Raw genomic sequence first — 20,890 nt, 5'->3', positions numbered from 1 at the left:
GGGGGCCCGCCCCCACAATGACCACTGCCAGCCCGCCCGATGTTTCCACCCCTTGAGCTTAACGGATGGCGCCGGGCCCGGACGGCGGACCTGCCTAGGATGGGCACATGAGCCAAACCACTGATGCAGCCAAGCCCGCCGCCGCACCGCCCGTTCCCGAAAAGGGCCTCACGGACGAACCCTTCGACGAGAACCTGTGGCTTGAGGACATCCACGGCGACGACGCGCTGGCATGGGTCCGCGAGCACAACGCCCGGACCGACAAGGCCTTGGTGACGCCGGAGTACTCGGCCCTGGAGGCGAGCGTCCTGGAGGTCATGGACTCCACCGACCGCATCGCCATGGTGTCCAAGCGCGGCAGCTGGTACTACAACTTCTGGCGGGACGAAGCCAACCCCCGGGGGCTGTGGCGGCGCACCACGTGGGAAAGCTACCTCACGCCCTCCCCGGACTGGGACGTCCTGCTGGACGTCGATGCCCTGTGCCGGGAGGAGGGCGCCGACTGGTTCTGGGCCGGCTCGCAATTCCTGCGGCCGGCCCCTGGCACGGAATACCGGCGGGCCATGGTGGCGCTCTCCCCCGACGGAGGAGACGCCGTTGCGTACCGCGAGTTCGACGTCGAAGCACGCGCCTTTGTGCCGGGCGGCTTTGAACTGCCGGCGGCGAAGACGCGCCTGAGCTGGGTGGATTCGGACACGCTGTTCGTGGGCACGGACACCGGCCCGGGATCCATGACGGTGTCCTCCTACCCGGCCGCGGCCCGCGTGCTGCGCCGAGGCGAGTCCATGGCGCAGCTGGCGGCGCGGGAACCGCTGTTCTCGGTGCCGCCGGACCACCTCAGCGGCGGGGTGTCCCATGACAGCACACCCGGCTTTGAACGCGATGTGGCCTACGATGTGCTGGACTTCTTCAACTCGCGCAGCTACCTGCTGGTGGGCGGCGACTGGGTGCACATTGACGTGCCGGACGACATGAATGTCTCCCTCCACAAGCAGTGGCTGCTGCTGCGGCCGCGCACGGACTGGACGGTTGGCGGTGACGCCCCCGCCACGTACGCTGCCGGGACCCTGCTGGCCATTGGGCTCGAGGCCTTTTTGGCCGGGGACCGCGCCCTGTCCACCATCTACGCTCCGACGGCCACGCAGTCCCTGCAGTCGTGGAGCTGGACCCGGGACTTCCTGCTCCTGAACCTGCTGGAGGATGTCTCTTCCAAGATTTTGGTCCTGGACCCCGCCGCCGGCTGGGCGGCTTCGGCACTGGATGCCTGCCCTCCGCTGCACTCGGTGGACGCCTACGCCGTGGACGATGAAGACCAGGACCCGGACACCCCGAATGCCGGGAACGACTACTGGCTCGTTGCCACGGGCTTCCTCACGCCCACCGCGCTGTTGCGCGGCACCATTCCCGCAGGCGGGACTGCCACCCCGGCCGGGCCGGCAGCGGCGGTCCGGCAGGCGCCGTCGTTCTTCAAGGAGGCCGACTACCGCGTGGAGCAGCACTTTGCCGTCTCCGACGACGGCACCCGGATCCCCTATTTCCAGGTGGGGCCCAAGGATTTAAGGCTCGACGGCGGCAACCCGACGCTGCTGGGCGGATATGGCGGCTTTGAGGTGTCGCGCACGCCGGCCTACAGCGGTGCAGTGGGGCGCACGTGGCTTCAGCGGCGCGCCACGGTGGACGGGGCGGAGCGCGGCGGCGTGTACGTGGTGGCGAACATTCGCGGCGGCGGCGAATACGGGCCGTCCTGGCACACGGCGGCGCTGCAGGAAAACCGGCACAAGGCGTATGAGGATTTTGCGGCCGTTGCGCGGGACTTGTCGGCGCGCGGGGTGGCCTCGCCGGCCCACTTGGGCTGTGCTGGGGGCAGCAATGGCGGATTGTTGGTGGGCAACATGCTCACGCAATACCCGGAACTGTTCGGCGCCGTGTCCTGCGGGGTGCCGCTGCTGGACATGCGCCGCTACACGAAACTGTCCGCCGGGGCGTCGTGGATTGCCGAATACGGCGACCCGGACGTGCCGGAGCAGTGGGCGTTCATCAAGACGTTTTCTCCATACCACCTGCTGCGCGCCGGGGTTTCCTATCCGGCCACGTTCATTTGGACGGCCACCTCGGATGACAGGGTGGGGCCGGTGCAGGCACGGAAGATGGCGGCTCGGATGGAGTCGCTGGGGATTCCCGTCTGGTTCCACGAGGCGCTGGAGGGCGGGCACGCCGGGGCGGGCAACAACGCCCAGGCGGCGCGGCTGCACACTGCCTCGCACGAATTTTTATGGCGCGCGCTGACGGGCGCGGAGTAATTCCCGCCGCCGGCGCACCGCGTCCGGTTCCGGAGGCCGTCCGTTTTGCTTAACACCCCTTCCTCTAGGTAAAGTTTGGGATGCTGGTTGGGGGCTTCTACCCCGGCCAGCGCTGGAGACGTGCCAGAGCGGCCGAATGGGCTTCACTGCTAATGAAGTGTGGGGCACAACTCCACCGGGAGTTCAAATCTCCCCGTCTCCGCACATGAAAAGCACCCCTGACTGGTTCAGGGGTGCTTTTTTGCTGCCCGGTGGCCGGGCAGCGAGCCCTGCGAGCGCGTCCCGGTGGTCAAGCAGCGAGCCCTGCGAGCGCGTCCCGGTGGTCGAGCAGCGAGCCCTGCGAGCGCGTCGAGACCCCCGGCGCAAACGTCAGACCAATACACTTGACCCATGGCTGTCACTGACGAAGCAATCACCAAAATCAAGGACATGATCCTGTCCGGCGAACTGTCCGCGGGCGACAAGCTGCCGCCTGAACAGGAATTGAGCGAAAAGCTGGGGCTGTCCCGCAGTTCCCTCCGGGAGGCCGTCAAGGCGTTGGAGATCATCCGGGTGCTGGACGTTCGGCGCGGGGACGGGACGTACGTCACCAGCCTGGAGCCGAAGCTGCTCACGGAGGCCATGACCTTCATCGTGGACCTGCACCAGGACAAGTCGATCCTGGAAATTTTTGAGGTCCGCCGCATCCTGGAACCGGCTGCGGCCGCCATTGCCGCCGGGCGGATATCGGCCGGGGAGATCACCGCCCTGCGTGCCACCATGGCGGACATCAGCGAAGCCACCAGCGTGGAATCGCTGGTGGAGCATGACCTGATGTTCCACGGCCTGATTGCGGGTGCCGCCAACAACTCCTATCTGGCCAGCGTCCTGGACGCGCTTTCCAGCGGAACGGTCCGCGCCCGGATCTGGCGCGGCCTCACCCAGGAAAAAGCCGTGGACCGGACCTTGGCCGAACACGCCGCGATCATCGATGCGCTGGAACGCGGGGATGCCGAACTGGCCAAGGCCCTGGTCACTGTCCACATCAGCGGCGTGGAAAACTGGCTGCGACAGGCGCTGTGAGGCGCGCGACCGATCCAGGCGGTGTGAAAAATCAGCCGGCCCGGGCGGAACCGAATGCAGCGGCTTCTTCCGGTGCTTTTACCGGAAGTCACGAGATCCCCTGCATAGACGCCCAAATATAGGCTTCCATGCAGGGGACCGGCGTTGAGGTGCTGGGCACCGATACCGCTTGGGACTATTTCGCGGATGTGTCCGTCAACAGCTGAAGGTACTGGTCCTGGCCGAGCTGCTGGAACTTCTTCTTGTGGTTGTCCCACACCTTGTCATCATTGATGTCTAGTTCCCCGAGGATGAACTTGGCGTTTGATTGACTCAGGTAGGTCCCCAGGTTAGTTTCCCACTCGCCGACCTGTGCGGCCTGGCTCTCGTCAAAGAACGGGGCTGTGAAGAATTTTTCTTCGGCGACGGCGAATGGCTCGTACAATTTGCCCGCCTCGTAAAGTGCGGGCTCGACTGATCCCGAGGCCGGGTCAACTGATTCACTGAGCCGGACGTCATTCTGATAGTTGTAGGGGCCCCATTCGTACCAGCCGAGGTTTTTCTCATCCTGTCCGGCGGCAACTCTGGAGAACGTTGCCTGCTTTCCATTGATTCCCAGCTGCCCTTTCTTGGCCCATTCGAAGCCGACTCCGAGGGGACCGCTGGGCATGCTTCGGCAAACTTCCAGATTCATCTGTGCGTCCGCCCAGCGAATCATGGTTTCCGGGTCCTTGCAGTTCTTGGTAATGATCAAACCAACGACTCCACCTGCCGAATAGTCCCAGGGGCAGACCGCGCCTATTGACCCATTCTTGACTGGTGCGATGACCTCGTATTCCCTGTACCTGGCCTTCGGATTCGACGCTTCGACGTCGGCGTACGAGCCCTGGGATCCACCTTGGACCAAGCCCACCAGGGCACCGGCGGGGTTCATGACCTGACGCTTGAGTTCATCGCCGGTCTGAGTAAACGACCGCTTGTCGAGCAACCCTTCCTTGGCAAGGCCGGCCATGTAGCGAAGGCCGTCCCTGTAGAAGTCCTGGGTCGGGGCATAAATCAGTTTGTTCCCTTCGCGGGACACGTTGCTCGCAGGCAGGTATCCGAAGCTCTGCATGATGTAGCCAATGAATGAACTCCCCTCGCCGGCCTTGCTCGCCGACATGGGGACGGATGATGCCAGTCCTGACGGATTCTTTTCCTTGAAGGCCCTGAGCATCGCGGTAAATTCATCGAGGGTGGTCGGCGCCTTAAGTCCGGCCCTTTTCAGCCACGTACTGTTGACCCACATCCGCACCTCCGAGGATCTGCAGTGGTAGCACTGGTTGACGGCGGGAAAGGCGTACATTTCGCCATCCGGGGCAGTGAAGTCGTCACGGAGCTTGGGAACGTTTTTGAAAACTTCGAGAAGTTCGGGCGCAAATTCGTCAATGAGCTTGCCGACTGGCGCAAAGAGCCCCTGCTGCCCGTAAATGTATATCTGGGACCGGCTGAACCCACCCATCCACGCTGGCCCGAGCATCATCGCATCGGGCAAGTCGCCGCCGGCCAGGATGTTGTTGACTTTGGGAGTGCCTTCCTCCCCGATCGGTACAACTTGGTAGTTGACCTTAACACCGGTCTTCTCTTCCAACCACACGGAAAACTTATTGGTCTTCATGTTCTGTCCGGCGAAGGTTCGCGTCAGTACCGAAAATTCCGTTTTGCCGTCGCCAAACTTCTTCAACTCGCGCGCTTTGGGTCCAATGTAGCCCGCACCGTAAGGGACTTTGGTGTCCTCAGCACCCAATTCGACCTGCAGTGTGGCAGATCCAGCTTTATAGGCGGTTTTCTTATCCGATCCTCCCTTGGTGCCGTTGTCGCAGGCAGTCAGAACGGCACCGGCCGTTGCCGCAGTGATGCCGAGCATGGCTGCCGTTCGCAGGAATTGACGCCTGCCAACTGTCCCGGATGCAACTCCCTGCACCAGGCTGACTTTTTCCTGGCTGTCAAATACAAACTTCATGACTCTCCTTGGTTTGTTCGAGGTGCTTAGAGCAGCCCGGATTTGGTGATGCGGCGCGCCATCCAATTGGCGAGCAGCAGAAGTATCACGCCGACCACGGATTGAAATATGCCGATAGCCGTGGCGTATGAGTACTGAGGAACGGCAGAATTCAGCCCTACTTGGTAAACGTAAGTGTTGATGACTTGCGAGATGTCCAGGTTGAGGGGGTTCTGCATCAGCAGGACCTTTTCGAATCCCACATTGAGGATGCTGCCGATGTTCAGAATGAGCATGATCACTGCAATGGGCATGATGCTTGGCAGATCAATGTGCCAGACTCGGCGAAGCTGTGAAGCGCCATCCATTTTGGCCGCTTCGTGCAGTTCGGGCGGAACCCCCGCCAATGCGGCCAGATAAATGATGGCGGCAAACCCTGCAGACTGCCATACACCGGAGAAGACGTACAACGACTGGAACCACTCAGATTGCCCCATGAAATCGATGCGTGGCAGGCCCACTGCCGAGAAGAATTGATTTACCACGCCTGTGGAGGGTGAAAGCATCATGGTCATGATGCCCACGACAACCACCGCCGAAAGGAAGTTGGGGGCGTAGGCAACCAGCTGGACTATCCTGCTGAAGACCTTCTGGCGCAGCGTGTTCAAGGCCAACGCCAAGAGAATGGGTGCGGGAAACGCGACCAACAGTTCGTACATGTGAAGCACCACTGTGTTCTTAATTAGCTCAAAGAACTGGTAGCTGCTCAAAAAGCGAACAAAGTACTTCAGCCCCACCCAGTCCGAACCGGTGATTCCATGCGCCGGCGTATAGTCTCGGAAGGCGATTTGAATCCCGTAGAGCGGCCAGTAGCAAAAGATGGCCACCCAAACCAGGGGAATCAACAACATGGCGTACAACTGCCAGGCGCGAAGCATCCGCCGGCCCAGCGAAACTGACTTGTTGGCTCGGGGTTCGGGCGCCTTGACAATGACGGGCGCCGGCGTCGTCGCCGATTCACCTGCGACTTGAATAGTTGTTTTCATCATTTTCTCTTAGCCCTTCAGGGATCCGATCATCATGCCCTTGACAAAGTGTTTTTGCACGAAGGGATAGATGAGAAGTGGAGGAACACTGGCGATAACAATGAGGGCATATTTCAGCTGGTCTGCAATGCGTTTGAGCTTTTCAATCTGGGCTGGATCAACACCCGACATCTTCGACGGATCAAACGAGTTCTGCAGCAGGATGTCTCGCATAACCATCGGCAGCGAGTACAGGTTCTCGTCGGTGAGGTAGATGATGCCGTTGAAGTAGGAATTCCATGACGCCACCGCGAATAGCAGCGCGTTGACCGCAATGATGGGCTTGGAAATGGGGACCACCACCCGGATAAAGAACGCCCAGTCGGACGCTCCGTCAAGACGCGAACATTCCAGCAGTTCTTTGGGAACATTGACCTGAAAATAGGTTCGGGTGATGATCAGCTGCCAGACGCTCATTGCGCCAGGAAGGATCATGGCCCAGGGCGTGTTGAGCATGCCCAGACTTTTGACCACCAAATACGACGGAATCATGCCGCCTGCAAAGAACATGGTGAAGACAAAGACCATCATCAGCAATCGATGGCCCGGCATGTCAGTCCGGGAAATTGCGTACCCTCCCGCAATAGTTGCAAATGTTGCGAAAACGGTGACGGCGGCCCCGTAGAAAACGGAGTTGATCAGCCCACGAAAGATCAACGGGTATTCGAAAATTGCCTTGTACCCGTCCAGCGAGAACCCGACCGGCCACAATGTCACCTGGCCTGAATTGACGGCCAGAGGATCCGAGAAGGATGCGCTCACAACGAAAATCAGCGGATAAATAATGGAGAGCCCGAGCAGCAGCATGATCACTACGAGCAGCGTATTGAGGATACGGTCACCTTTCGGTTCCTTGATCTTCCGCGCATGACTCTTCCTGCCGGTTGGCTCGGGACGGAGCCGTCCAGGGCGCAATGCCCTTCGTTCGCGCATCGTACTCACGTTTGCTCCATTCGAGTTCAGTTGACCCCTCAAGGGGTCGTATGTGATCTAGACCATTTGTACAGCCATCCGATGTTTACTGTCAATATCATGACACAAACTCCCAAAAACGCACATCCTTCCCTGAACTAATGCCTTTGGGTCGAAATTCATCCGATGAACTCGATCAGGCTGGTTTTGGAATGGCTCCAGAACCATCGCTGATTGCCCTACATGGAACCGATAATAGATAGGAGATGGAATCTCCACAAAGGGTTCGCAGGCTGTTCAGGCGTACTAGTCCGATCGGTTTTGGGTGCGCGGAGGATAGCCAATGCGCGTCGGGCGGCTTTGACAATTTTAGTTGCTCCGGCATTTTCAGAACGTATATGACGATGCGCAGCGCGCCGGCAACGCGGGCTACTTCGCCTCACCTTCCGGCAACCGCACTTCCCACTTCCCAGGCGCCATCGACTCGCACACGACCTAGCAGATGCCAAGGCGGCCATCCATCAAGGCCTGGATTGTCCGCTGGAAAAGTAGTCTTCAAGCGCCTTCTCGACCGGAGGGACGGCAACCGGCATGGAACCGGACCGCAAGGACTCGGCAGCAGATGCGGCAGTCGCCACGGCCTCCCTCGCCGCGATTGGAGAGGTATCGGTGGCGCCACCGTGGCGGATAAATCTCATGAACTCTGCCATCGTCCGCTGGTCTGCACCGCCGTGGCCTGATTCATCTCCGCCAATGACATATTCCACGTCACCATCCGGCTGGTACTCGTGACGTTTTTTCCAAACCTTGATGACGCCTCCACCGGTGTCACCAAAGTTCTCCATGCGCCCACGGCTGCCAATGACCGTGTAGTTTCGCCAATAATCGGGCGTAAAGTGGCATTGTTCGTAAGATGCCAAGGCACCGTTGTCCAGACGCATGTTGACCATGGAAATGTCTTCTACGTCGACGACAGGGTTTAGGTCCTGCTGTGATTCCGGCGGCCAGTTGTCCATGCTAAACCATTCGCCCATCAGGCGGCCTGTGTTGTCCGCCCGAGAGGGATTGACTCCATAAATCATGAGATCACCCATTGCCGAAACGGTTCTTGTGTAGCCGCCGGCGAGCCAATGGATTACGTCGATGTCGTGTGCACCCTTTTGCAGCAGCAGCGTGTTGCTGTAGCGCCGGTCGGCGTGCCAGTCCTTGAAATAGTAGTCTCCACCGTGGCCCACGAAGTGCCTGCACCAGACGGCTTTGACGTCGCCAATCTCCCCGCGCTCAATAATGCTGCGCATCATCGTAACCACGCTCATGTGGCGCATGTTGTGTCCAACGTACAGTCGGCTGCCGGATTCAAATGCGGCGGCCAGTATCCGGTCGGCGTCCGCCGCCGTCGTCGCCATCGGCTTTTCAAGATAGACAGCGATGCCGGCCCGAAGAAGGTGTTCAGCCACGTCTGCGTGCTGGTCGTCAGGGACCGTGACAATCGCCGCGTCAACACCATGATTCACAAAATCCCGGTAGTCGCCGATAAAGGGCACGCTGGTACCGAAGAGCTCGGTCGAGCGCTTCACTGCTGCTGGACTGATGTCAGCCGTGACAACAAGTTCAGCACAATTTCCAACGGCCGAAACCCATTCACCGATAGTTGCCCGCGCACCAACACCAACCAGGCCAACTCGAAGAACGCGATCCTGATTGTTCTGTCCACTCATCGAACACCCTCCGGCTCTGTTGTCGGTGCCGCGTAGCCGTTCGGAATCCTGGGCATTCCAACATCCGGGTCCCCCACATACACGCAGGCCGAGGCAAGCCTGCCGTTTTTCCCGTTGAAATTAACCCGCAGCGTACTGGCGCTGGTGGCATCCACCTGATGTATCCTGCGTATCCCGACGGTCTGGCCGGCTGCCAACTCCGTGCCGTCCACGGAGATGGTGTGATGGCTGAGTCCCTGTCCATTCACAAGGTCCTCCACGAGTTCAATGTGAGTAAACTTGGTCTGCTGCGGCAAAGTTAAGCTGGCGCCATCCCCATCGTTGTCAACCACAGCGTCAATTCGTCCCGAGAACCGACGGTCCAGCTCCGTTCGCCAGGCGTCCACCGTTTTGCGGTCCTCTTCCGGGATCCGTCCACGCCGATCCGGGGCAAGGTTCAGAAGCAGGTTAGCTCCCATGCCGACGGAACGGTAATAGATGGCGAGCAGGTGCTCCACGGACTTGGCTTCATCTCCGGAATTCCAAAACCAGCCCCGTCGGATCGAGACGTCACATTCCGGCGGCAAGTAGGCCATCGAATCCAGCTTGGTGGCAGAGTCTGTGTACTGATCGTTGTCAGTTTTTGCGACCACATAGTTGACCGGGTCGCTGGCCAAGCCGTCCTCGTTCCCGACCCAGCGTATGGTGGGACGGCCCATGTTGAAGATCATGGCCTCCGGCTGGTGTTCGTGAATGACGGCAGTAATCCTGCCCCAGTCATAACTACGGCCCGCGGACCCAGCCCCGTCAAACCAGAGTTCCATGAGGGGCCCGTAGTTCGTGCACAGTTCGGTCAGCTGCCGTACGTAGAAATCGTCATAAGCTGCCGGATCGCCATAGCTCGGTGCGTTCCTGTCCCATGGGGATAGATAAATCCCAAATCCCATTCCGGCGCGGGCGCATGCCTCCGACACCTCCAGGACAACGTCACCCCTGCCATCCTTCCAGGGGGAAGACGCCACTGAATACTCGGTGGTGGACGTGGGCCATAAGCAAAATCCGTCGTGGTGCTTGGCTGTCAATATAAGGTATTTGGCACCGGCAGCCTGGGCGGCAGCCACCCAGTTGTCGGCGTCCAGCCCGCTTGGATTGAAGCTGGCTGCGGGCAACGTTCCGTCGCTCCATTCCAGCGCCGCAAAGGTGTTGACGCCATAGTGGATGAAAATGCCGAGCCCAAGTTCTTGCCAGCGGAGTTGGGCGGGTGTCGGTGCGGGCGGCTTCATCATCAGCCCCATTCCCCCAATGCGCCAAATTGTCCGGCAAGATGCTTGCCGGCCGGGCGCGCACCGACCATTCTTAGTGTGGATGTCATACTTTGGAACCCCTTATGATCTCGTTGTGATGAGTTGGGCACGTTTGGCACCAAGATCACCTCTTGCTTCTGCGCCATTGCAAAGGCTTCAACCGAGACTACGGGATGCATGGACACCGAACAACATGAACATCCGATGTTTTCACCTGTCTTCGTGAGATTTGGTCAAATTTAGACTCTGATCCAGATATTCATCCGATCTTATGCGAGATCGGACAAGTCCTTCCGGAACCTGCACCGGCAGCCAAGATCGCGGCCAGCGCCCTGGCCCGGCCAATTCCGCCCGAACGTCCACGCTGGAACAACCCGGAGGCGCTCCGCCACGTGGCAACTTGGCTTCCGCGGCCAGACCCGATCAATGACCATAGACATCCGACGATTTCTGTCCCTTCCTTTGGATTTTTTCCTCTCTTTGCCATATCCTGAGTGACATTGATCGAATATCCATGAATACATATGATGAATCATCGGCTCTTTGGCGGTCGCTTCGCATCAACGGACTCTCCAAGCTGCACCATCCGGCCAGCAGCCGATCGTCAGACAGCTCCAGATCTGAACACGCAAGCGCCAGGGACAGATGGCACCGGGCCGGCCCTGACACCGTTCCTTCCTGCCGACACGGACTTTGGGACCAGTAGCCCGCCGCCAACACTCCAAGAGAATTAGGTCATCACCATGTCGCACACACTCAGATACGACTCACCGGCTTCACAGTGGCTGGAAGCCCTTCCCCTGGGCAATGGTCACACCGGCGCGATGGTGCATGGCCGCCCGTGGCGTGAACTGATTCAACTCAATGACTCGACTGCATGGTCAGGAAGCCCCCTCAGCGAAGGCTCAAACGGACTCGTCCCCCGCGATGTTGCCGCCAGTGCACTCTCCCGTTCTCGACGCGCACTCTTTGCCGGTGACCATGCTGCCGCGCTGACCGAAGTCCAGCGCCTTCAGGGCCGGTATTCGCAGAGCTATCTGCCGTTCGCTGACCTCTGCGTCACTTCCTCGGTGACCGGCGACACCACCCCTAATTCAGGGTGTCAGACCAAAGTCACCGAGTTCTCGCGCACCCTGGATTTGCGCACTGGGGAACACGTGACCCGATACCTCATCGACGGCAGAGAAATGCGCATGTCGACCATCGTCTCCGCACCGGACGGTGTTCTGCAGATGAACATCGTCAGCCGGGTGCCGCTGACTCTCCAGATCGACATCCAAACTCAGCTTCGGGTTGTAACGAAAGCGGGCGCCGCGATGCGCACATCCCTCGACATGCTCATGCCCAGTGATGTCGCCCCGCCCTTCGAACGCGGGGAGGGTGTCAGCTACTCTGATGTGACCGGGGAAGCCATGCATGGCGTGGTCGTCGCTGGCTGGACCCACGACGGCGAGGCATGCGACGGGCCGCTCTTGGAAGCGAAGGGAGTCACCACTTGCACGATCGTGCTTGCAACCGAGACCGGCTTTACCGGATTCGGCAATCCGATCGACCAGGATGGGACTGCCGCCATGCAGCAGGCGGAGAAGCGGGTGACATGCGCTCTCGAAAGCGGCGCTAATTCTGTGCGGGCGCGCCAACGGAATGATCACCAAGCCCTGTACGATCGGGTGTTACTCAGCCTTGGCGGAGCCAGCCACGCCAAACATACCGGGCCCACCACCGCACTGATTGGCTCGTCGCAGCATGCCATCGATCTCACGTGTCTCCTCTTCCACTACGGCAGATACCTCCTCATCTCGTCGTCCCGGGCTGGCGGCGCTCCAGCCAACCTCCAAGGACTATGGAATGCGGAGCTCAGGCCTCCGTGGAGCTCGAATTACACCCTAAATATCAACACGGAAATGAATTACTGGCCCGCCGAGACCGCCAACCTCCGCGAATGCCTCCCGCCCTTGTTCGACCTCATCTCAGCACTTCGCAAAACTGGCAGCGACACTGCAAAACGGCTCTATGGTGCCCGCGGGTGGGTCGCCCACCACAACTCAGACCTATGGGCCTACACGTCCCCCGTGGGCATGGGGAGTGCAGATCCAGCATGGGCGTTTTGGCCTTTGGCATCAGCCTGGCTATGCCTGCACGTTTGGGAACACATCCGTTTCGGTGCCGATGAAGACTTCGCGCGGTCAACCGCATTTCCCATCATCCGGTCGGCATCCGAGTTCTACCTCGACTGGCTGTTCGAATTGCCGGACGGAACCCTCGGCACGGCCCCATCAACGTCGCCCGAAAACCACTTCGTGACGGCGGACGGCGTCCCCTCCGCCCTCGGCACTTCGTCGACCGCCGACCTGACGCTCATCAGGCTTTTGTTCGACGCACTCGAGGATCTCGCGGTGCGGTTCGACCTGTCAGCTGATGCCGTTGTGCAGGAGGTCCGGAGCATCCGGGGCCGTCTCACCGTTCCGGGCCCCGGCCGTAATGGCTTCATGCGCGAGTGGGCGGCGGACGATCCGCAGGCTGAGCCACAACACCGCCATTTGAGCCACTTGATCGACATTTTCCCTGGAAACGGAGATGCCGGCAACCAGAAAGCCGCCATCCGGAGCCTCGAAGATCGCGGCGATGACTCGACAGGCTGGTCCCTGGCATGGAAGCTGGTCATGCGCGCACGGCTCGGCCAGCCCGACAAGGTAGCTGACCTGCTGCGGCTCTTCTTAAGGGCGGCACCCGCCAGCGTTGATGGCCAGCAGGGAGGGCTCTATCCGAATTTGTTCGCGGCCCATCCGCCGTTTCAGATCGACGGAAACTTTGGGTACGTCGCCGGGATCGCGGAGGTTCTCCTGCAGAGCCATGGCGCGGCGATCGAGCTCCTGCCTGCGCTCCCGCAGGATTGGCCGGCGGGGTCCGTTCGCGGACTTGTCGCACGGCCGGGTATCGTCGTCGATCTGGAGTGGGCGGGCAACGAGTCGGGCACACCCAGGCTGGTCTCTGCCCAATTGCGTTCCCGCGACGGAGATAGGCGGCATGATGTAAAGGTGGCCTTCTGCGGGGGCCATTGCCAAGTCGAGATCCTGCCGGGCACGACAGTCACGCTGACACCTTCGGACTTCGCTCGATGACCGCGCTGCCCGTCACTATTGACGTTACAAATTTCGGGGCAGACCCCGACGGGACGCTCGACTCCGCACCAGCGATCCGGGCGGCATTCGCACACGCCAGCCGGGCTGACGGCCCCACCGTGGTCAATTTCCCGCATGGGCGGTATGCGCTCTGGCCTGAGCACGCCGAAAAACGCGAACTCTACGTCTCCAACACTGTGGGGGACGACCAAAGCCATCGTGTAAAAACCATCGGAGTGCTCATCGAGAATGCCACGGACCTCACCGTCGTTGGAAATGAATCGACGCTCATATTTCACGGCTTGCAGACCACCATCGCTGTCATCGACTCGAAACGCATCAGTGTGACGGGCCTGGTGATCGACTTTGCCGTCCCGACCGTTGTCGACGCCACCGTCGTTGAAACCGGGCTCCAAGAGGGGCGGGCTTACCGGATTCTCTCCATTCCCGCCTCGAACCCGTTCCAAATCCATGGCAATTCGCTTGTCTGGCATGGCGGCACCAGCCCGCAGACGGGAGAGGAATACTGGTCGGGTCGAAATGGGCTCGAATACACCCAGGTGCATGACCCCAGGTCGCAGCGCACTTATCGCATCCCGCAGAATCCATTGTTCGAGGGTGTCGTCCGCATCTCAGGCTTGGGCGGACACCGGGTTCGCATCGACTACGAGACGGACCAGCCAAGCGACGACACCGGGCTTGTCTATCAAATGCGCAACATCACACGCGACCATCCCGGCATGCTGATCCTCGAGAGCGCCGACGTCACGTTGGAGCGGATGCGCGTGCACTTTTTGCATGGATTCGGAATCGTCGCCCAGCTGAGCCGCAATATCACCATAGACGCCCTGTCGTTTCAAACTCCCAAAGGAAGCGGTCGCAGCACCGCCGGATTCGCCGATTTCATCCAGCTGTCCAGCGTCGCCGGGGAGGTCGTGGTGCGGAACTGTGTCTTCGACGGACCGCACGACGATCCGATCAACATCCACGGCACTTATCTGCGCGTGGTTGGCCTGCCAAGCCCGCACTCTCTGACACTGAGATATGAGCATCATGAAACGGCTGGGTTCCCGCAGTTCTTCCCTGGAGACGAGGTTGAGATCGCCGACAGCCGAACCCTGCTGCCGGTGGCCGAGGGCATGACCGTTGTAGCGGTTGACGGTCCGTCGGGAAGAGACCACCAGCACGATCTGCGCACACTGACAATCGCCTTCGACCGGCCCCTGCCGGAGGTGGCGAATTTAGGCGAAGAGGCGCTGTCGCACCTTGTGGCGGAAAATGTCAGTTACACACCGAAGGTGACGATCTCAGGCAACCGATTTGCCAACATTCCGACCCGGGGGATTTTGGTGACCACCCGTCGTCCCGTTGTCATTGAGCGAAACCGGTTTGAGCGCATATCGATGGCCAGCATCTACATTTCGGCAGATGCGCAGGAGTGGTTCGAGTCCGGTCCGGTGCGTGACGTCAGTATCGCTGGCAACGAATTCGTTGATCCGTCAAGCCCTGTCATCCTGATCGAACCGACCAATGCGATCCTGGATCTAGGGCAACCGGTGCACGGCAGCATCCACATCACGGGAAATGTCTTCCAAGCCAATGAGGCGACACTTGTCGATGCCCGCAGCGTTTCTGAGCTGAGATTCGAGCGAAATCGAATCGAGTCCGGACCGCCCGCCGGCGAGCCGGACACGCCGACCTTCCGCCTGCGGGGAGTGCGGAGTGCGATGGTTGCGAACAACAGCTTACCTGCCGGCGTCTTACCGACAACTGAGACTGCTGGTTGACCCTCTGGGCTCAAGCCGGCGGATGAACCACGGCGAAAAGGCCCATGCCTCAGTGCACATTTCATTTCACGAACGCACGGAGGAAAGCGGAATGCCCCATGAAGTGCCCCATGTAACACGCAATTGCCCTCACATCTGAAGGTAGGCTCGCTCCGCAGTTCCATTCCACACAGCCGCAGCTTCACCTGCACTGAGCGTCCCAACGAGTTCCGAAACAGGACCCACCATCTCCGCATACGGCGCCCCCAGCAGGCTCACGGGCCAGTCGCCGCCGAACATGAGCCGGCTAGGCCCGAACGCTTCCAGGGCAATGTCCCAGACGTAATGCAGGGCGTCGGCCGTGTACAGGGCACCGTCGCAATGCAGCCCCGAAACCTTGGCCACGGTATTTGGCAGCGCGGCAACCGCCCGCAGCTGCCGCGCCCAAAGCTCCAGCTCCGCCGTCGAACCGGCCCGCGGCGGTTTCCCCAGGTGGTCCACCACCACCGTCAGCCCGGGGATTTCGGCGGCGAGAGCAGCAACCTGGCCCAGATGGCGCGGAAACGCATCCGGTACATCGAAGGGGATGCCTGCGGCTGCCAGCATTCGCAGGGATTCCCGCACGGCGGGCAGCTCCAGCACGTCCGGCCGGGGGTCGCCATGGACCAGGGTGCGCACGCCGCAATATTTGGGGTGTTCCCGCCACGTCTCCAATAGCTCGGCCGCGGCGGCCGGGTCCTCCAACGGCAGCCAGCCGACCACCCCGGCAATCCAGTCATGCCCGGCCGCGTTTTCCAGCATGGCCTCGGTGTCTGCGGCGGTGTCGTCCGCCTGGACCAGGATGGCGCGCTGCACGCCCGCCGAGGCCAGCGCCTGGCGGGCCTCGCCGGCGTCGTAGCTCCTGTTCAAGCTGCCGTGCTGCGGCCCCAGCCAGGAATACCGCCCCTCCCCCACTTCCCACAGGTGCAGGTGCGCATCGAGACGGACGACGCCGTCCCCCGCCTTGGGTGCGGTCCCGGCCAGGGCGGGGGTTGGGCCGGGCCTAGGCACGGACCAGCTCCGCGGCCAGCAGCCCGCGGTCCACCATGGCGCCCCACAGCCCGGCGGGAATGTCGGCAGCCATGCGCTGCGCCGTCTGCGTGATCTGGCCTGCGCCGGAGGCCCCCACCACCACGGAGCGAACCGCCGGGTGGCCGGCCGCGAATTGCAGGGCTGCGGCCGGGAGCTCCACGCCAAAGTCGGCGCAGCAGGCGGCCAGCGCCCTTGCACGGGCCAGAATGCCGGCCGGCGCGGGGGCGTAGTTATACATGGCACTGGAGGGCACCGCGGGCCGTGCCAGCAGGCCGGAATTGTAGACGCCCACGTTGACCACGCCCACGCCGCGTTCGGCACACAGCGGCAGCAGGTCCGCGGCAGCCGGCTGTTCCAGCAGCGTGTACCTGCCCGCCAGCATGATGAGATCCAGGTCTGCAGCCCGGACGCAATCACGCAGGGCGTCGGAAGAGTTGGCACCCACCCCGATGGCGCGCACCAGCCCCTCCCCACGAAGCTTCTCCAACGCCGGCAGGGCCTGGGCGATGCCGGCCTGGAGGTCGTAGAAGTCCGGATCGTGCAGGTAGGCAATGTCGATCCGGTCCAGGCCCAGGCGCTCCAGGGAATCCTCAATGCTGCGTCGGATGCCGGCCTCCGACGGGTCCCAGCGGCGCTCGGTGTCGGCTGGCACGTCAAAACCCTGCGTGTCGCGGGCGCCGGACGGGTTGTCCACGGCTTCCAGGATCCGCCCCACCTTCGTGGAGATGACAAATTCGTTCCGTGGTTTCGTAGCCAGGAATGAACCCACGCGGCGCTCGGACAGGCCCAGGCCGTAGTGTGGGGCGGTGTCGAAGTACCTGATGCCCGCGTCCCACGCGGCACCCAAGGTGGCGGCAGCAACGGCGTCGTCCATGGCGCGGTACAGGTTGCCGATGCCGGCGGCGCCAAAACCCAGCCGGCCCAGCTCCGGCAGGGTCATGGGAGGCCCCAGACCTTGGCCAGGCCCAGGTCGTCACCGGAGTAGTCGTCCTCCACCTCGAGCAGTTCCGCCATGACCGCCTGCCACGCGATGTTCACGGGGTTCGCGGCCAGTTCCCGGCGCATGGCCTGGTAGTCCGCCACCTCCACCACGTGGAAGAGCTCGCGGCCGGTGCGCCAGATGTCCCAGCCGGTGACTCCTGCGGCCCGGAGGGCGGCGTCGAGCTCGTCACTGATCCGGGCGTGGACGGCGTCGTATTCGGCCTCCTTTCCGGCCTTGAGGCGGGTGTGCAGGGCGATCTTCTGCATTAGATGTCACTTTCTTCGATGAGAAACAGCTCGATGACGGGCACCACCGCGTTGGGACGCTGTATGGGCAGCTTGAGCGTTAGGGTCCCGGGAGCCTGCCCGGCCGGCGTCATGTTCCCTGCTTCCTGGTCCGCATCCAGCACCGACATGGCCACCTCGGAGGCATCGCCCAACAACTGCGCATAGGCCACCTTTCCTGCCAGTCCGGGCAGGTGGAGGTGCTCAAAGGGCCATGCGAAAAGGTGCACGTACAGGCGGTTGCCGCGGCGCGTGTACCGGCAGTCCTGTGGCGGCACCAGGGCCGATGCCCCGGCGCCGTAAATGGACCGGCCGTGGACGCGCAGCCACTCGCCCATGCCGGCCAGCGTCTCCCGGGCGCGCACATCAATCTCACCCCGGGCCGTGGGGCCCACGTTGAGCAGCAGGTTCCCGCCCTTGGCAACACCGTCAACCAGCATTCGCACCAGCAGGTCCGCCGGCTTGTAGTCGAGGTTGTCCCGGTCGTAGCCCCAGCTGCCATTGAGCGTCTGGCAAGCCTCCCAGGGCACTTCCCGGCCGCCGCTCATCATGGCACCGGCGGGCTGGTACTGCTCGGGCGTCACAAAGTCTCCGGGGATGTCCAGTCGGTCGTTGACGATGATTCCCGGTTGCAGCTCCCGAACCATGGCCATGAGCTCCTCGGAACCCCAGTCCTTGCGGCCCTTGCCAGGGAACTTGTCCCCCGCCGGGACGGTGCCGCCGGCGTTGGGATAGGAGAAGTCAAAAAAGAGGTAGTCAATCTGGCCGTAGTTGCTCAACAGCTCACGCACCTGGCCGTGCAGGTAGGCCCGGTACCTGGCCATGTCGCGGGTTTTGTTGATCTCCCCTGCGTCCGGACGGTCCCTGTCCGGATGAAACGCGTCAATGGGGAAGTCCGGGTGGTGCCAGTCAATGAGCGAGTGATAGAAGCCCACCTTCAGTCCGGCCTCCCGCAGCGCCTCAACGTAGGGTCCCAGCAGGTCCCGTCCATAGGGCGTGTTGGGGGCCTTGTACTCCGTAAGCGCCGTAGCCCACAGGCAGAACCCCTCGTGGTGCTTGGTGGTCAGCACCACGTATTTCATGCCGGCCGCCTTGGCCGCGGCAGCCCATTCACGCGGATCGTAGAGGTCCGGGTCAAAGTGGTCAAAGTACTTCCTGTACTTCGCCGCGGGGATCCGCTCGTGGTTCATGACCCATTCATGCCGGGCGGCCAGGGAGTACAGCCCCCAGTGCACAAACATGCCAAAGCGGGCTTCCGTGAACCACGGCGCGTGCTCTATCTGCACTTGCTGCTGCACCGTCTTAAACCGCTTCCCTCAGGGCCCCGGAGGCCGACTGCGTTTGGGCGTCGTCGCGCCAGAATTTCCCGTCGGGGAAAGTGTATTCCGCGATCGAGGCCCCCTGCATTTCGCTGCCACCACCCGGTGCGGACGGCGGCCAATAGCAGCCTCCATGGACGTCGATGGGTACCACGAAGTGTTCGTGCAGGTGGTCAACAAATTCGATCATGCGGCCCTCCTTGGTGCCGGAGACAGCCACGAAATCGAACATCGACAGGTGCTGGACCGCCTCGCACAGGCCCACGCCGCCGGCATGCGGGCACACGCGCACCCCGAACTTGGCGGCAAGCAGCAGGATGGCCACGTTCTCGTTGACCCCGGCCACACGTGCGGCGTCAATCTGGAGCACCTGCAGGGCATCCGCCTGCAGCATCTGCTTGAACACAATCCTGTTCTGCACATGCTCGCCCGTGGCGACCGGGATGGGGGCCACGCCGCGCGCAATCGCCGCGTGCCCCAGGATGTCGTCCGGGCTGGTGGGCTCCTCGACCCAGGCAATGTCAAAGCGTGCCAGGTGCGTTATCCACTCAATGGCCTCGGCCACGCCCCAACGCTGGTTGGCGTCGACGGCAATCTTGATGCCGGGCCCGACGGCGGCGCGGGCCGTTTGCAGCCGCCTCAGGTCGTCCGCCAAGTCGGCCCCGACCTTGAGCTTGATCTGCTTGAACCCGTCGGCGACCGCTTCGCGGGCCAGGCGTGCCAGCTTCTCATCGGTGTAGCCCAGCCAACCGGGTGTGGTGGTGTACCCGGGGTATCCCTCAGCCAGCAGCGTTGCGGTGCGTTCGGCCCGGCCGGGCTCCGCCGCGCGCAGGATGTCCAGGGCTTCGCCGGGGGTGAGCGCGTCCGTGAGGTACCGGAAGTCCACCAGCTCGACCAATTCCTCGGGGGTCATGGTGGCCAGCAGCTGCCACAGGGGCAAGCCGGCCCGTTTCGCCTTCAAATCCCAGAGCGCATTGATGACGGCTCCAATGGCCATGTGCATTACGCCTTTTTCCGGCCCCAGCCAGCGCAGCTGTGAATCGTGGGCCAGCAGTTTCCAGGTGGCGCCCATGTCCGCCAGCAATTCCTCTGCATTGCGCCCCAAAAGGTACGGGGTCAGTGCCGAGATGGCTGCCGTTTCCACATCGTTGCCGCGACCGATGGTGAACACAAAACCGTGGCCTTCGAGGCCGTCTTCGCTATCCGTCACCACGCGCACATAGGCTGCGGAGTAGTCCGGATCCGGGTTCATGGCATCCGAGCCGTCCAGCTCCCGGGACGTCGGAAACCGGACGTCGCTGGTTTCCACGGCGATGACTGTACTCACGTATTGGCTCCTCAAAAAGTTCTCCCGGACCGACGGTCCTTGAAACCAGCTAAACATCGGATGTTTTGCATGTCAAGATTGTTCCAAGTACGCAAAAACTTGAAACTTGTGGGTAAAGTGGCTAAAAAGCTCAGATGTTAAGGACCGTCACTGGTCCTTGGCCCAGAATCCCCGGCCCCGAGGCCGGGGCCGTTGTAAGGAACGTATCGGATGAAGATTGCACGTCTTGGCGAGCCCGGGCAGGAAATTCCCGTCGCGGTCACCGCAGGGCCCGACGGCGTGGAGCGCAGCTACGATGCCCGCGCCGTCACGTCCACCATTGACGGCCAGTTCCTGGCCGGAGGCGGGATCGACGAGCTCCGCGCCGCCGCCGCCCGCGGCGAACTCCCCGTCCTGGCAGGCGCCGCCGCCCTGCGCGTTGCCTCCCCGCTGGCCCGGCCCAACAACGTGGTCTGCATCGGCATGAACTACGCCGCACACGCCGCCGAGTCCGGCGCCGAACCGCCCACCATCCCGGTGGTGTTCCTCAAGCCCAACAACACCGTCGCCGGGCCCTTTGACCCCGCACCCATCCCCCCGCTCTCGGCCAAATACGACTGGGAAGTGGAACTGGGCGTGGTGATCGGGCGCGAGGCCAGCTACCTGGCCAGCGTGGAGGAAGCCGCCGACGTGGTGGCCGGGTACCTGATCGCCAACGAC

15 protein-coding genes and 1 tRNA gene are annotated in these 20,890 nt (G+C 62.0%); 6 read left to right on the top strand and 10 right to left on the bottom strand.

The features are described 5' to 3' along the window. Nucleotides 1-107 precede the first annotated feature (107 nt). The 3 genes from LPN03_RS17470 to LPN03_RS17460 all read left to right on the top strand — a co-directional run bounded on the left by LPN03_RS17470 (nucleotide 108) and on the right by LPN03_RS17460 (nucleotide 3,362). Nucleotides 108-2,300 (top strand): prolyl oligopeptidase family serine peptidase, encoded by a 2,193-nt coding sequence (locus tag LPN03_RS17470; protein WP_262455287.1) that lies wholly within the window; start codon nucleotides 108-110, stop codon nucleotides 2,298-2,300. A 114-nt stretch (nucleotides 2,301-2,414) separates the two neighbouring features. Next, nucleotides 2,415-2,502: transfer RNA gene (locus tag LPN03_RS17465), tRNA-Ser, on the top strand. A gap of 188 nt (nucleotides 2,503-2,690) precedes the next feature. Then, complete coding sequence (locus LPN03_RS17460; RefSeq protein WP_165181496.1) at nucleotides 2,691-3,362, top strand: FadR/GntR family transcriptional regulator; 672 nt, start codon at nucleotides 2,691-2,693, stop codon at nucleotides 3,360-3,362. A 175-nt stretch (nucleotides 3,363-3,537) separates the two neighbouring features. Here LPN03_RS17460 and LPN03_RS17455 read toward each other — a convergent pair whose 3' ends face one another. The 5 genes from LPN03_RS17455 to LPN03_RS17435 all read right to left on the bottom strand — a co-directional run bounded on the left by LPN03_RS17455 (nucleotide 3,538) and on the right by LPN03_RS17435 (nucleotide 10,302). Next, entirely contained in the window at nucleotides 3,538-5,343 is a 1,806-nt protein-coding gene (locus LPN03_RS17455) for an extracellular solute-binding protein (protein WP_165181495.1), read from the bottom strand. A gap of 26 nt (nucleotides 5,344-5,369) precedes the next feature. Beyond that, entirely contained in the window at nucleotides 5,370-6,371 is a 1,002-nt protein-coding gene (locus LPN03_RS17450) for an ABC transporter permease (protein ID WP_165181494.1), read from the bottom strand. A gap of 6 nt (nucleotides 6,372-6,377) precedes the next feature. After that, a complete protein-coding gene (locus LPN03_RS17445) occupies nucleotides 6,378-7,340 on the bottom strand; it encodes a carbohydrate ABC transporter permease (protein WP_165181520.1) in 963 nt (320 codons plus the stop codon). Between the two features lie 500 nt (nucleotides 7,341-7,840). Next, nucleotides 7,841-9,037: a Gfo/Idh/MocA family protein gene (locus tag LPN03_RS17440; RefSeq protein WP_262455286.1), complete on the bottom strand. Its 1,197-nt coding sequence runs from the start codon at nucleotides 9,035-9,037 to the stop codon at nucleotides 7,841-7,843. Continuing rightward, entirely contained in the window at nucleotides 9,034-10,302 is a 1,269-nt protein-coding gene (locus LPN03_RS17435; RefSeq protein ID WP_262455285.1) for an alpha-L-fucosidase, read from the bottom strand. The genes LPN03_RS17440 and LPN03_RS17435 overlap by 4 nt, the downstream gene beginning before the upstream one ends. Before the next feature lie 761 nt (nucleotides 10,303-11,063). Here LPN03_RS17435 and LPN03_RS17430 point away from each other — a divergent pair. Together LPN03_RS17430 and LPN03_RS17425 are read left to right on the top strand one after the other, a co-directional pair. Further along, the gene (locus LPN03_RS17430) at nucleotides 11,064-13,442 is read left to right on the top strand and encodes a glycosyl hydrolase family 95 catalytic domain-containing protein (protein ID WP_165181491.1); all 2,379 of its coding nucleotides are present in this window, start codon (nucleotides 11,064-11,066) and stop codon (nucleotides 13,440-13,442) included. Further along, nucleotides 13,439-15,229 (top strand): right-handed parallel beta-helix repeat-containing protein, encoded by a 1,791-nt coding sequence (locus LPN03_RS17425; RefSeq protein ID WP_262455284.1) that lies wholly within the window; start codon nucleotides 13,439-13,441, stop codon nucleotides 15,227-15,229. The genes LPN03_RS17430 and LPN03_RS17425 overlap by 4 nt, the downstream gene beginning before the upstream one ends. Before the next feature lie 129 nt (nucleotides 15,230-15,358). On the opposite strand, the gene LPN03_RS17420 is transcribed toward LPN03_RS17425, so the two are convergent. From LPN03_RS17420 to LPN03_RS17400, 5 genes are read right to left on the bottom strand one after another with little or no spacing between them, the layout of a single operon-like run. Beyond that, a complete protein-coding gene (locus LPN03_RS17420; RefSeq protein ID WP_262455283.1) occupies nucleotides 15,359-16,258 on the bottom strand; it encodes an amidohydrolase family protein in 900 nt (299 codons plus the stop codon). Continuing rightward, the gene (locus LPN03_RS17415; protein ID WP_165181489.1) at nucleotides 16,251-17,219 is read right to left on the bottom strand and encodes an aldo/keto reductase; all 969 of its coding nucleotides are present in this window, start codon (nucleotides 17,217-17,219) and stop codon (nucleotides 16,251-16,253) included. The genes LPN03_RS17420 and LPN03_RS17415 overlap by 8 nt, the downstream gene beginning before the upstream one ends. Continuing rightward, complete coding sequence (locus tag LPN03_RS17410) at nucleotides 17,216-17,527, bottom strand: L-rhamnose mutarotase (protein ID WP_165181488.1); 312 nt, start codon at nucleotides 17,525-17,527, stop codon at nucleotides 17,216-17,218. The genes LPN03_RS17415 and LPN03_RS17410 overlap by 4 nt, the downstream gene beginning before the upstream one ends. Beyond that, complete coding sequence (locus LPN03_RS17405; protein ID WP_262455282.1) at nucleotides 17,527-18,843, bottom strand: alpha-L-fucosidase; 1,317 nt, start codon at nucleotides 18,841-18,843, stop codon at nucleotides 17,527-17,529. The genes LPN03_RS17410 and LPN03_RS17405 overlap by 1 nt, the downstream gene beginning before the upstream one ends. Before the next feature lie 4 nt (nucleotides 18,844-18,847). Further along, nucleotides 18,848-20,191 (bottom strand): L-fuconate dehydratase, encoded by a 1,344-nt coding sequence (locus tag LPN03_RS17400; RefSeq protein WP_262455281.1) that lies wholly within the window; start codon nucleotides 20,189-20,191, stop codon nucleotides 18,848-18,850. 210 nt (nucleotides 20,192-20,401) lie between these two features. Here LPN03_RS17400 and LPN03_RS17395 point away from each other — a divergent pair. After that, nucleotides 20,402-20,890 (top strand): fumarylacetoacetate hydrolase family protein (locus LPN03_RS17395; RefSeq protein WP_262455280.1); only part of this gene is annotated, 489 nt, incomplete at its 3' end.

It is taken from the genome of Arthrobacter sp. A2-55 (assembly GCF_025548615.1).
Classification (GTDB): Bacteria; Actinomycetota; Actinomycetes; order Actinomycetales; family Micrococcaceae; genus Specibacter; species Specibacter silviterrae.
This window is presented reverse-complemented; position numbering and strand designations above follow the sequence as displayed.